10 protein-coding genes are annotated in these 13,299 nt (G+C 42.1%); 6 read left to right on the top strand and 4 right to left on the bottom strand.

Features of this window, described 5'->3' with window-relative positions:
• Positions 1-331: 331 nt before the first annotated feature.
• Positions 332-1,816 carry a PAS domain S-box protein gene (locus E2R66_RS00780; RefSeq protein ID WP_133230409.1) on the top strand — a complete coding sequence of 495 codons (1,485 nt, stop codon included), beginning with the start codon at positions 332-334 and terminating at the stop codon, positions 1,814-1,816.
• Positions 1,817-1,995: 179 nt separating this feature from the next.
• Here the strand turns inward: E2R66_RS00780 and E2R66_RS00775 are convergent, their stop codons facing one another.
• Positions 1,996-6,141 carry a hybrid sensor histidine kinase/response regulator gene (locus E2R66_RS00775; protein WP_158288307.1) on the bottom strand — a complete coding sequence of 1,382 codons (4,146 nt, stop codon included), beginning with the start codon at positions 6,139-6,141 and terminating at the stop codon, positions 1,996-1,998.
• A 276-nt stretch (positions 6,142-6,417) separates the two neighbouring features.
• Between E2R66_RS00775 and hemW the strand changes: the two genes are divergently transcribed.
• The 3 genes from hemW to E2R66_RS00760 all read left to right on the top strand — a co-directional run bounded on the left by hemW (position 6,418) and on the right by E2R66_RS00760 (position 9,375).
• Positions 6,418-7,542, top strand: a complete 1,125-nt coding sequence (hemW, locus tag E2R66_RS00770; protein ID WP_133230405.1) for a radical SAM family heme chaperone HemW — start codon at positions 6,418-6,420, stop codon at positions 7,540-7,542.
• A 142-nt stretch (positions 7,543-7,684) separates the two neighbouring features.
• Positions 7,685-8,233: a fasciclin domain-containing protein gene (locus E2R66_RS00765; RefSeq protein WP_133230403.1), complete on the top strand. Its 549-nt coding sequence runs from the start codon at positions 7,685-7,687 to the stop codon at positions 8,231-8,233.
• Positions 8,234-8,493: 260 nt separating this feature from the next.
• Positions 8,494-9,375 (top strand): cupin-like domain-containing protein, encoded by an 882-nt coding sequence (locus E2R66_RS00760; RefSeq protein ID WP_133230401.1) that lies wholly within the window; start codon positions 8,494-8,496, stop codon positions 9,373-9,375.
• 174 nt (positions 9,376-9,549) lie between these two features.
• On the opposite strand, the gene E2R66_RS00755 is transcribed toward E2R66_RS00760, so the two are convergent.
• Positions 9,550-9,792 carry a CHC2 zinc finger domain-containing protein gene (locus tag E2R66_RS00755; RefSeq protein WP_133230399.1) on the bottom strand — a complete coding sequence of 81 codons (243 nt, stop codon included), beginning with the start codon at positions 9,790-9,792 and terminating at the stop codon, positions 9,550-9,552.
• 334 nt (positions 9,793-10,126) lie between these two features.
• Here E2R66_RS00755 and E2R66_RS00750 point away from each other — a divergent pair, with 334 nt between their 5' ends.
• The gene (locus E2R66_RS00750; RefSeq protein WP_158288306.1) at positions 10,127-10,669 is read left to right on the top strand and encodes a DUF4145 domain-containing protein; all 543 of its coding nucleotides are present in this window, start codon (positions 10,127-10,129) and stop codon (positions 10,667-10,669) included.
• Positions 10,670-10,825: 156 nt separating this feature from the next.
• Positions 10,826-11,698: an HNH endonuclease gene (locus tag E2R66_RS00745; protein ID WP_158288305.1), complete on the top strand. Its 873-nt coding sequence runs from the start codon at positions 10,826-10,828 to the stop codon at positions 11,696-11,698.
• Positions 11,699-11,751: 53 nt separating this feature from the next.
• Here the strand turns inward: E2R66_RS00745 and E2R66_RS00740 are convergent, their stop codons facing one another.
• Together E2R66_RS00740 and E2R66_RS00735 are read right to left on the bottom strand one after the other, a co-directional pair.
• The gene (locus tag E2R66_RS00740) at positions 11,752-12,333 is read right to left on the bottom strand and encodes a TetR/AcrR family transcriptional regulator (protein WP_133230393.1); all 582 of its coding nucleotides are present in this window, start codon (positions 12,331-12,333) and stop codon (positions 11,752-11,754) included.
• Positions 12,334-12,518: 185 nt separating this feature from the next.
• Positions 12,519-13,268 (bottom strand): SDR family NAD(P)-dependent oxidoreductase, encoded by a 750-nt coding sequence (locus E2R66_RS00735; protein ID WP_133230391.1) that lies wholly within the window; start codon positions 13,266-13,268, stop codon positions 12,519-12,521.
• Positions 13,269-13,299 lie beyond the last annotated feature (31 nt).

Below are 13,299 nucleotides of genomic sequence, written 5' to 3'. Positions count from 1 at the left end.
ACAGGACCATGCCAGTCAATTTTCTTAACCTTACCCCTTGTAGTTATTTAATATCTATTTTATAAATATTGATGATAATAAAAGCCGAAAAGTAAACCTGACAAGTAAATTCCCAAAAGCCTTATACCCGAACACAAATGTTCACTTACGCAAGTTGATGTAAAAAATACGCAACATTAGCCATGTGTCTGAAAATCAATGCGCAATAAAATAATTTCACTTTTGCAATATTTTATTGATTTCTCAACCTAAATACTACGTCAATCTGGTGAAAAAATATTTTCGTAAATTCGTTTCACCAACATTTTTTTAAGCGAATTCAAGTATTGCTATGATTAATAGTGAAAATAAAAGAATTGAAGAAGTTAACCAGTTTTTACCACTCGACTTCACCAGTAATTCAGAATTTCAAACTTTGGTAGATCTGGCTGCGAAACTTTGCGAAACACCTGTGGCTATACTGACCCTTTTGGGAGAACATCATAATTACTTAAAAGTGAGATCGGGTGTTGAATTTGAAGTAATGCCGAGGGAAACCTCGTTTTGTCAATACGCCGTTGAACAAGAAGGCGTATTTATTATACCCGATGCAACCGAAGATGCAAGATTTGACAACAACCCGCTTGTACATGATGATCCAAAGGTTAGATTTTATGCCGGCGCACCTTTAATAACAAGCAACGGTTCAAAACTAGGTACGTTATGCCTGTTTGATTTGAAACCTAATAATTTGACCGACTTACAGCAGGATGTTTTACGGTTGCTAAGTAAACAGGCCATAACCTTTATGGAGTTGGAACTGGGGCGCGAGGAACTCAAAAGAGAGATAGTGGAGAAAGATGAAAGAAACCAATCTTTGATCAAAATTGCCAGTTTGCAGTCACATCAGATCAGGCAACCGTTAACTTCTATTATGGGCCTGGTAAACCTTGTAAAAGATGGCCATTATGAAGTGGACGATGAATGGTTGAAATTATTTTCAAGCGCTACTGAAAACTTTGATTCGATAATTCAAACCATTGTAGCTGAAACGTTTGCAGAGAAAGACCTGAAGTCTATTCGTTTTTACAAAATGGTTGAGGAGATTGATGATTGTGCCATTCTGCTTCTTGATAAAGAAGGGCATATTGAGAATTGGAACAAGGGAGCAAAGAAAATTAAAGGGTACAAAGCAAGAGAAGTAATTGGCAAACACTTTAGCATTTTCTACACGGATTACGACCAGGAAAACAACCGCCCACAGCGACTTATTGATGAAGCAGAAAAAAATGGCGTTGCCAGAGACGAAGGCTGGCGCGTTAGAAAAAACGGTGAACCTTTTTGGGGAAGTATCGCTATTACGGCGATATATGATAACGACAAAAATGTAATAGGTTTTACCAAATTCACCAGAGATCTTACGGATATAACTGATATACGCGAGTCGCTGAGTGCTTCAGCAGAGCTGAATAAATACCTTATTGAGCAAACCAATAAAGTTGCACGAGTGGGCGGCTGGGAACTTGACCTGATAAAAAACGAATTGACCTGGACATCAACCACCAAAAAAATTCATGGAGTAGACCAGGATTACGTTCCCGATTTAGGCAATGCGATTAATTTTTACAAGGAAGGGTATAGCAGAAATAAAATTTCAGAAGCGGTTACGCTTGCAATTGTTGAGGGCCAGCCCTGGGATATTGAACTTCAACTGATAAATAGCCAGGGGAAAGAGTTATGGGTTAGAACCACAGGGAAATCGAACTTTAAAGATGGAAATTGCACAAAGGTTTACGGCACCTTTCAGGATATAGATGCAATCAAGCTTCCCAAATAACAAATGGCAATAGAGCTGATGCTGTGTTCGTATATAAGGGTTATTTAAGCGTTTCTATAAAGACTTAACAGGCTATAAAACAGACATTTAAAATAGGTTTCGTGATGCTCTGTCCGCAATAAAAGCCCCAACTTAATCGGTGCCCGCGTAAGCTTCATTCATCTTTTTAACGAATGCTACTACCCTATAAACTGCGCCTTTTTCATACTATTGGCTTCCTCAAAAATTGACACTAAAACATCCAATTTCATAGGTTTTGATATATAACTATCCATACCCGCACTTATGCAAATATCCCGGTCTTCTGAAAGGGCATTTGCCGTCATTGCAACAATATATGGCTGCAGAATGTTAAGTTTCCGAATGCTTTTTGTGGCTTCCAATCCATCCATTTCCGGCATTTGAATATCCATCAATATCACGTCGAACGATTTTTCACCTATCTTCTGCAACGCCTCAAGCCCGTTGTTCGTAACATCTGCATTGTATCCCAATTTAGCCAGGATGCGTTCGATCAATTTCTGGTTAATAGAGTTATCTTCGGCTATCAAGATGGTCATTGGATGTACTAAAGCGAAACCGGAATCAAGAGCGTTACGCTGCTTTTCCTCAACCTTTTCAATTTTTGTGCGGTCTCCAAGCTCGGCACAAATACTCTTTAGGAGCTGATTTTGTTTAGCCGGCTTTATCAATATCGCCGAAAACAATCCGGGATATTTTTTCCTGCTCGTATCAACTATTGAACTCAATAGAATTACCGGAACGGGATTCGGTCCGTTTTTTATGGCCAGGGCTAAACCCGCGCCATCCATTCCGGGCATTTCCATATCAGAAATTACAAGGTTAAACCCCTTATCTGATGACAAAATGCCCAATGCCTTTTTTGCGGACGAACAAGTTACCGTTGTAAGGTTCCATTGCTCCATCTGTGCTTTTAAAATAATGAGATTGGTTTTATTGTCATCAACCAGCAAAACCCTTTTACCGTTCAGGTTAGATACGCCTGGTAACAATAGTGGCGTTGCGGATTGTTTATTGCTTTTTTTGGCTCTGATAGTAAAGTTGAAGGTCGAACCTTCGCCAAGACTGCTCTCTACCCATAAATCTCCGCCCATTAATTTCACTAGCCGTTCGCTGATGATGAGCCCTAAACCGGTGCCGCCGTATTTACGTGTAGTAGATGAGTCTACTTGTGAAAATGCTTTAAACAAACTCGAGAGTTTATCGCCCGGTATGCCTATTCCGGTATCCTTCACACTGAAGCCGATCTCGAGTTCACTGTCAGAAATTGGCTTAGAAAGAAATATCTTAATAAACACCTCGCCCTTGGCGGTAAACTTTAACGCATTATTAATAAGGTTAATGATCACCTGTTTAAGGCGCAGGCTGTCTCCTATCAAATTGCCGGGAAGGCTATAATCGATCTCGTAAACTAATTCAAGGCCTTGTTCGGCTGCTTTAGGTGAGAACATGTCCATTATTTCCTCAGTACTTTGGCGCAAATCAAAATCTTCTTCTTCAATGTCCATTTTCCCTGATTCTATTTTAGAAAAGTCGAGGATATCATTAATCACATTCATCAGGCTCTCGCCGCAGTTTATAATCGTTTCCGTATATTCATGCTGCTCATCGCTCAAATCTGTTTCTGCAAGCAGGGAGGCCATACCAATAACGCCGTTCATTAGTGTTCTTATTTCATGGCTCATTGTTGCAAGAAAAACACTTTTAGCCAGGTTTGCTTTATCTGCTTCCCGGCGTGCAAGCTGCTCCTGGTTCTTTTGTTCCTCTAATTCTTCTGATTGCGCCTGTAGTTCTTCGTTTACTGCCTGCAGTTCATCAGATTGACGCATCACTTCTTCTGTCCGCTCCTTTACTTCGCGCTCTAATAATACCTTTTGATTAATAATACTATTAACCCGAAAACGGTATATACCGTAAACAAAGCCTGCAATTACAATAACCAACAGCGATCTAAACCACCAGGTTAGCCAATATGGAGGAACAATAATGACATTTAAGCTTAAAATATGCGGTGACCATACCCCTGCGCTATTTTGGCTTTTTACTTTAAAAACATAATTGCCGGGTGGAATATTGGTATACACAGCTGTGTTTTTATCCTCAACATAATTCCAACCTTTATCAAAGTCTTCCATTATGTACGCATATCTCTTCTTGTCCGGCGACAAGTAATCTAAAGAAGCGTATTCAAGTGATATTACCGATTGATCATGAGACAATGTTATCGATCTGGTTTCAGAAATATCTTGTTTTAACGGAGAAGGATCCATGTTGTTTTCCGCGACCTGCACGTTTCTATTAAACAGCTGAAAGTTTGTTAAAACCATGGGAGGGTCATAAGGCACCTGTAATATCTGATCTGGAGTAAAGGAGTTAAAGCCATTTACCCCACCAAAATAAAAAATACCACTACGGCTTTTAACAGCCGAATGGGCTTTAAACTCGTCGGCCTGCAGGCCATCTTCAGTTGTAAAGTTTTTAAATTTTTTTGTTTGCGGGTTATACATCGAAATCCCCTTATTGGTACTTATCCATAAATGCCCTTTATTATCTTCCAGAATGGCTTGTGTGTAATCGTTTGGCAAACCATCATTCGTTTTAAAAACTGTGAAACGCCGGGTTGTTGGATCAAAAAAGTTCAACCCGCCCAATGTGCATACCCAAATATTACCAAGATGATCCTCAAGCAGGTTAAGGATGGTGTTATTACTGATGGCGTTATTTTTGTTATCATCGTGCATAAACCGGGTGAAACTGTTCGTTTTCGGGTCGAAAAGATTTAGCCCCGCATCATTGGTACCCACCCATAAGTTCCCTTTACTATCGCTCAGTAGCGAGTTTATCCTGTTGCTGCTAAGACTTTTAGTGTCGTTCGCATTGTTTTTGTGATGTATAAAGCTATTTGATTTTGGGTCATACAAATCAAGCCCGTCGCCAAATGTTCCAATCCATATCTTTCTATCGCGGCTAAGTGTAATAGCGTAAATATTATCTCCGGCAAGGCTAGTAGCGTTGGATGGATCATGTTTGAAAGACCTAAAGATGCCGGTTTGAGGGTTCATTACGCTAATACCGTTGCCCCAGGTGCCAATCCATAGATTCTTTTGCGCGTCTTCTTTAATATCTAATACATTATCGCCGCTTATGCTGCTTTTATTGGATTCCTGATGTTTGTATGTAGTAAACTTACCCGTTTTTACGTTGAACAGGTTCAGGCCACCGCCATCTGTCCCCACCCAAAGGTTGTTTCTGCTATCTTCAAAAAGGCAGAGAACAAAATCATTAGAAAGGCTACTTGCCGACGAATTATGCTTGTAAAGCGCAAAGTTGCTTTTTGCTTTTTTATACAAACTTATGCCGCCGCCAAAAGACCCCAACCACATATTGCCCACATTATCTTTTGATACCACGTCAACGGAATTGCCGCTTAAGCTGCTGTTATCTATATCATCCCGGGAATAGTTGCCAAAATCCCCGCTCAAAAAATTGTAAATGCTTAAGCCTCCGTTTTCAGTCCCTATCCACAAATTGTGGTCAGCATCACTGGCAATGCTCTGTACACTGTTGCCCGCCAGTGACCTAACGTTGCCGGGATCGTTTTTAAAATGCCTGAACGTACCTAACTCACTGTTAAAAAGGTTCAACCCGTCCTTCCGCGTACCAATCCATAACCGGTGATCCTTATCTTCAAAAATAGAAGTAACCAAGTTGCCCGAAAGCGATGCACTGACGTTTTCGAGGTGTTTGAAATTTGTAAAGCTATTTTTTTTACGATCAAATAAACTCAGTCCGCTATTAACCGTTCCAATCCAGATATTATTCCTGCTGTCTTTATAAATTGCCGATATGTCATTATCGCTAATGCTGCCCTGATGATGGCTATCGTACAAATAATGTATCCAGCGGCCGGTTTTGGGGTCAAACAAATCCAAACCCTTTTTTACTGTACCTACCCAAATTTTCCCGGAACTTTCGAAAACAATTTTATTCACAAAACTGCTTGAAATACTATTCCTGTTTTTTTCATTATGGATATAACGGTGGAAACGATTGGTTTTCCTGTCCAACCTGTTTAGCCCGCCGCCGGCTGTTGCTACCCATATATTTCCACTACTGTCTTCAGCTATATCCCTGATGTTACTGTTGCCAATACTCGTAGTATCCTTAACATCATTTCTGAATATCTTAAACTTATAGCCGTCATATCTGTTTAATCCATCTTCGGTACCAATCCAAATAAACCCACGGCTATCCTGTAATATACAGTTTGGCGTTAGCTCAGAAAGGCCGTTTGCAGTCCCCATATGGTCAAAATGCAATTGCCGAGTTTGGGCTAATAAACTGAAAGAAATTGTCAGCAAAAAGATAGTTAAGGAGTATTTTGGAGGTATCGGCATCAAAAATCCGCTCATTTATTTGTTTCAATAGTAATTAGGAATAAACTTCTCAATAGTAGCTTATTGATTGAACTATTCATCATTATTTTATCAATTTCGTTATACGTAAGCTACTTTTTTTTGTTTTGAAACTTGTGGAGTTAAATTCGCTCTCTCAACAAAGCTTAGCTTACCTTTGCCCCCATGGCAGGCATCTACTTACATATCCCTTTCTGCAAACAAGCCTGCCATTACTGCGATTTCCATTTCAGTACTTCGCTGAAGTATAAGGACGAAATGCTACAGGCCTTGCGCAAAGAAATTGCCCTGCAAAAAGATTACCTGGCCGGCGAAACCATCGAAACCATTTACTTTGGCGGCGGCACGCCATCTGTACTGGCTCCCGACGAAATAACCAGGCTAATAGATGCCATTACCGGCATACACACCGTAGCCGCCAATGCGGAGGTTACCCTCGAGGCTAATCCCGACGACCTCGACGGCCAAAAGCTCAGCGGCCTGCGGGCTACGCCTGTCAACAGGTTCAGCATTGGTATACAATCTTTTTATGATGAGGATCTGCAGTGGATGAACCGTGTGCATCGCGCGGCCGAAGCAGAAGCATCGGTAATGCGGGCCCAGGATGCTGGCTTCGAAAACATCACTATCGACCTGATTTACGGCTATCCCCTGCTCACGGATGCAAAGTGGAAGCATAATCTCAGCAAGGCTTTCGATCTGCAGGTTCCGCATATCTCGGCCTATAGCATGACGGTGGAACCCCAGACAGCTCTGTCCGCTTTCATCAGCAAAAAAAAGCAGCCGCCCATGAGCGAGCAGCAAAGCGCCGAACAGTTTACCATCATGACCGATGCGATGGAGCTCAAAGGTTTCGAACAATACGAAATATCCAACTTCTGCAAGCCGGGGCACTACTCGCGCCACAATTCCAACTACTGGCGGGGCGTAAAATACCTGGGGCTTGGCCCATCGGCGCACTCCTTTAACGGCGACACCCGGCAATGGAATATCGCCAATAACGCCCGCTACATGGCTGCAGTTTTGCAGGAACGTAAACTGCCCGCAGAAGTGGAACAGCTTAGCGAAGAAAACCGGCTAAACGAATACATCATGACCGCCCTGCGCACCGCCTGGGGTTTGGATACCAACAAGCTCGAAGCCATTGCCGCGGGCTCGGCTGATATCCTGCTAAAGGCAGCGGAACCCTACTTTACCGACGGGCAAATACAACAAACGGGCAGCATCATCACCCTCACCCAAAAGGGCAAACTGTATGCAGACAACATAGCCGCCGGGCTATTTTTCTGAAGCGCGAGTACGTAATTTACAGACACGACAGATTGAATTTTGTTAACCGTTTTTGGTGTAACAACATTGGCGCAAAACTAAATCCGGGCCTCGTGTTACGGCGTATCTTCTCATGAATTAACTTATAAAAACAGTACATCTCATGAAAAAAATGATTATCGCGGCTCTTGCATTAGCAACTATAGCAATTGCCCCAAAAACTTATGCACAAACTAAAATGGTGGGCGGTGCGGCCATGTACCCAACCAAAAACATCGTAGAGAATGCGGTAAACTCTAAAGACCATACCACGCTTGTTGCCGCTGTAAAAGCTGCCGGCCTGGTAGAAACACTACAATCAGCAGGCCCGTTCACCGTGTTTGCGCCAACCAATGAGGCTTTTGACAAACTGCCTGCCGGTACAGTAGAAACTTTGGTTAAGCCCGAAAACAAGGCTACCCTAACCAAAATATTAACCTACCACGTTGTGGCCGGCAAAGTAAGCGCTGCAGACCTGCTGGCAAAAATTAAAGCTGGCGGCGGCAAAGCCGAACTGAAGACCGTAAGCGGTGGCACCCTTACCGCTATGGTAAAAGGCAAAAAGATTTACCTGGTTGACGAAAAAGGTGGCCAAAGCTGGGTAACCATTGCCGACGTTAACCAAAGCAACGGCGTTATACACGTAGTGAACACCGTGTTGATGCCAAACTAATTGATAAGTGAGTGGTGAATAGAGAATGGTGAGTGGCTGTAAAGTCGCTCACCATTTTTTTGTATTAAACAGTATGATGAAGAAGCAAATTCTGGTTTTGGTTGATGCTATCAACTTTAAATTTTTTTTGCATTCGGCAACAGGAAGTCCCGTTTTTACTAAATTCATTACGTAAATAGCCGCATTATTTCGTTATTTTGTAAATTCGGGTATTAGTTACGGCCTAATGGTAACTGTTAAACTATCCGATTGGTTAAGATATGAGTTTTAAGCTAAGCCCAATTGATACGGTTGATACCATATCTCCCGAAGACTTCCGCGAAAAATACCTGACGCCGCGCCGCCCCCTGGTGATAAAAGGCCTTACCAAAAACTGGCCCGCCCGCGAGAAGTGGACACCCGAATACCTCAAGGAAGTAGTGGGCAATAAAGTGGTGCCGCTGTACGATAACTCCAAGGCCGACCCTTCTAAACCAATCAATTCATCGGCGAAGGAAATGCCTTTCAACGAGTATATCGATTTGATACGCAGCACCCCCACCGAACTGCGCATCTTCTTTTTCAATATATTTAAACAGGCCCCGCAATTGTTAGACGATATTGTTTTGCCGAAAGATTTGATGGGTGGCTTTTTGGAAAGCATGCCTGCAATGTTCTTCGGCGGTTCTAATTCGGTTACCTTTTTGCATTACGATATCGATTTGCCGCACATCTTCCACACCCACTTCGGCGGGCGCAAGCATGTGATACTGTTCGAAAATAAGTGGAAACGCCGCCTGTATTGCATACCCAATGCTACCTATGCTTTGGAAGATTATGATGTACAAAACCCGGATGTAAAGAAATTCCCCGCGCTTAATGGCGTAGAAGGCATAGAAGTGTTTCTGGAGCATGGCGACACCCTGTTTATGCCCACCGGCTACTGGCACTGGATGAAGTATATAGATGGTTCGTACTCGCTTAGTCTGCGCGCCTGGGATGCCAGCATTACCCGCAAAGCAGCCAGCCTTTATAACCTGGCCATAAAAGGCGGGGTGGATAGCTTGCTGAAGATGGCTTTTAAAGGTAAATACGCCAAATACCGCGAAGCACTGGCCATTAAATGGGCCGAGAAAGAACTGGCTGAAGGGAAACCGTTATAGTAGTAAACAAAACGTCATCCTTGTTTCAGGCCCCCATCATAAAAGTGACCACAATGCTAACCGAGCTTTCAGATTTGACAACTTTTTAAAAGTTGTCAAATCTTCACCCATCATAAAAGTAACCACTATACATAAACCGCATTTCTACTGCGCCGTTGCGCATTGCAGCTTAGCCTACACGCTAAACTCTTGCTTAGCCAGCTGGCTTACTACTTCGTTGCGGCTTTTGCCATCTATCAGCATCAGAAATTCTACCGGGCCACCTTCTGCGCCACAGCCCATACATTTAAAGTAATTGCTTTGCGCAATGATCATCAGTGAGGTTGTTTCATCGTTATGAAAGGGGCAGCGGCCTTTGAGTGCTTTGCGGCTTTGCTGTAAAAGAATATGTTTAGAAGCGATTTCGACTAGGTCCATAGCCTGCAAACTTAAACACTGTGGTTTTGCCCTGCAATGGGTGTGGATAAGTTGAGGGGAAACGCCGTTAAAAAAGCAGAAAGCTATTTTCGAGGTTTGTCGTTAACGTTGCGGCGATAACACCGCCGGCAGGCTAATCAGGAAATACTTGTTTATTGTTCTAATTATTCCATATTTTTTATTACAATTGATCATGACCTCCCATCAAATTAAGATATTGGATAAGATGAAAGATTAAAAATATGGAGCACTTAGCTTCGATTTTGCATTTAATCTAAGTAATGAATCTGAAAGGGGTGCTATTTTAATAGGAACTGCCAAAGTTGAAATCTATTTGGAAAAATTGATTGATGTCATCCTCCCCTCGAAAACGAAAGCTTATAAAAGCAGACTTACAAATTATCCAGGCCCTTTAAGTTCGCTGTCAGGTAAGATAGAGCTTCTATATGCTTTTAGAATCATTGATGAACAAGTGTATCAATCGCTAAATGCTTTACGAAAAATAAGAAATGATGCCGCACATAGCGCCAACATTTTTTCGTTAAATGGGCTGAAAGACCAATTGGAAAAAGTATACAATTTTGAGTATGGGTTTCCGGAAGCAACCCAGCAAGTGGCATATGACAATTTAATCGCATGGAAACATCATCTAATTAAAGGAAGCTTTGAAAAGTCCAAGTTTACAGACTACGATTGGAGAACAATATGGGATGAGAATTATCCTGAGCCATTAGAAAATGAAACAATTGCAAGTCAATTTATAATCTGGAAATTGGCCTACGGGCTCACCTTTTTGTGTCTAAAAATAGAAGTTGTTACCGATGAAATAGCGAATTTTTGTTCAACCGCTGGTACCTGGATTCAACTCTCGTTATAAGTCATTAGATTCTTGGCATAAATTTAAACCCTTGAGAATGAAAAAAAACCAAGTAATTAAGAATAACTTATTCCGCATTTTTTCACAAAATTTTGAATATGTCAATGAGAATAATGGACAGCTTAAATTCGTTCCTTATATCGCAAATACTTACATGTGTCCGTTGGTTTTGAGGCGTTTCTTGAAAAGGATTTGATTCCAAACTCTAGCATTTTTTTAACATTGGAACACGTCCCACCAGAATCTTTGGGAGGAAAAGGAACCATTCTTACTTGTAAAAAATGCAACTCCGAAAGCGGAAGAACGTTGGACGCAGAATTATTAAAATATTTGGAGGGTATAGATTTCGAACAATTTCTCCCCAACTCCAAACAAAGTACCCCAATGACTTTAAACGGAAAAACTATAAATGCAAGAATTAACGTAGAGGAAAATGGTCTCATTAATTTACATTTTGATCCAAATAGGTCCAATCCTAAAATTTTCGCCGAAGTTGTAAATGAAATTGAGCGTGCCCATTCCTTTGATCCCGACCAAATAACAAACCTTTCAGGAAACATTCCAAGAAAAAAACATGATGCCCGTATCATGGAAATTGCATTATTACGAATAGCATACCTTAAATTATTTCAAACATTCGGATATGCCGCCTTGCTAAACCATGGAATGTTGTTCATACGGGAGCAGATAGCAAATCCAAATAAAGACATTTTGGAGCGCCCTCAAATAATGATTGCCGACTTTCCAGAAGGAATAAGCATAATTAAATCACCGATCGAAATCCAATGCTTTTTAGTCACATTCAATCTTAAGACAAAAAGTGCTACCCGTAAGTTTAATGTCATGCTCCCCGGCCCATCGGGTGTTAACATTGATATTTATAAAAATTACAGGTCGTTTGTTTTAGGCAATCATGAAAAGAGCAATGTGCCATTAGCAATGGAGTACCTCCCAGAAAAAAAATATGTCAGTAATTTAAATTTAGCTTTCGGCTATCATTATTATTGGCAAACCTTTACTAAATCATGATAAAGGTATTCATTTACTTTCTATAATATTTACCTGATTGACAATCAATGTCCCTACCCCAACACCATCACCGCCGTATTGATGATATCTTCGAAAACGGCCCTGTCGCAGGTTGATTTGGCGATTACCTGTATACCTTTGATGGTGTTGAACATAAAACGTGCAATGGCCCTTGCATCCTGCCGGCTGCCTATTTCGCCGTTCTCCTGCCCTTTTTTGATAACGAGGTAAAAAGTTTCTTCCAGTTGCTGGTCGTTCTTTTGTATCATATCGCTCACTTCCTTATCGTGCAGGGCAACTTCTACTTCGGCGTTCACCATAAAGCAGCCCTTATGGAATTTGTCGTTCAGCAGGTTATCTACCACGAAACTCAGCAAATTCCTGATGATGTTTTTGGTGGATTCATCGGCATTGATAATATCTACAAACATGCCCGAATTTGTGCACTGATACGCCGCCAGTGCTTTGATGAACAAGGTGTGCTTATCCCCATAAGTATCGTAAAGGCTGGAGCGGCTGATGCCCAGCCCGTCTACCAGATCCTGCATCGAAGTTGCATTATATCCTTTGAGCCAGAATATATCCACCGCCTTTTTCAGCACTTCACTTTCGTCGAAATCTTTTGTCCTTGCCATAACTGCGGATAGCCTTGCTTAATAATAAGCAAAGCTATCCATTTTTTTATTGTTTGTGGAAGCCTCACCTAAACGGCGAAGCCCTCATGTAATAATCCTCTCCAAAGGAGAGGACTTAAAAACAGAAGCTTTATTCCTTCTCCTTTGGAGAAGGTGCCCAACGGGCAGATGAGGCTTCCCGATAATTAACGCACGCCGCCACCTGCAAGCAGGGTTTCGTTGGTTAACCAGCGTGAATCTTCTGATGCCAGGAAAACGGCTATCAGCGCGATATCTTCCGGCTGACCGATACGACCCAGCGGGGTAGTTTTTTCTTGTTGCGCATGCATCTCGCTGCCGATGAAACCTGCGGTGTGCGTGCCTTCTGTTTCTATCATGCCCGGGTTAATCGAGTTCACCCTGATGTTTTTAGGGCCAAGCTCTTTAGCCAATACGTGGGTAATGGCATCAACAGCGCCTTTTGTAGCACTGTAAACAGCGCTGCCTGCAGGCGTAATAGCACTTACTACCGAACCGATATTGATGATGCTGCCACCGTTAGGATTAAAGCTAGCCACCGCACCTTGGGTAGCTAACAGCAAACCAAGCACGTTGGTATCAAACTGTTTGTGGAAATGTTCTTCGGTAATCTGTTCTATCTGGCCAAACTCGTAAACACCGGCGTTGTTAACCAACACATCTACCGGACCGAAGGCCTTGGTGGTTTCTTCAAACAAGCGTGTAACATCGGCCTTGTTGGATACGCTGCCCTGCACCGCAATGGCTTTGCCGCCTGCGGCTACAATTTCATCCACCACTTTATCGGCACCAGCCTTTGATGATGCATAATTTACTACTACCGATGCACCTGCTTCGGCAAGGCTTTTTGCAATACCGGCACCAATACCTTTTGATGCGCCTGTGACTACAGCTACTTTATCTGCTAACTTTTTCATTTCGTTTTTTTGATTAGTTTTGTTTATTGGA

The sequence above is a fragment of the Mucilaginibacter psychrotolerans genome, from assembly GCF_004519315.1.
In the GTDB taxonomy this organism is placed as follows: domain Bacteria; phylum Bacteroidota; class Bacteroidia; order Sphingobacteriales; family Sphingobacteriaceae; genus Mucilaginibacter; species Mucilaginibacter psychrotolerans.
This window is presented reverse-complemented; position numbering and strand designations above follow the sequence as displayed.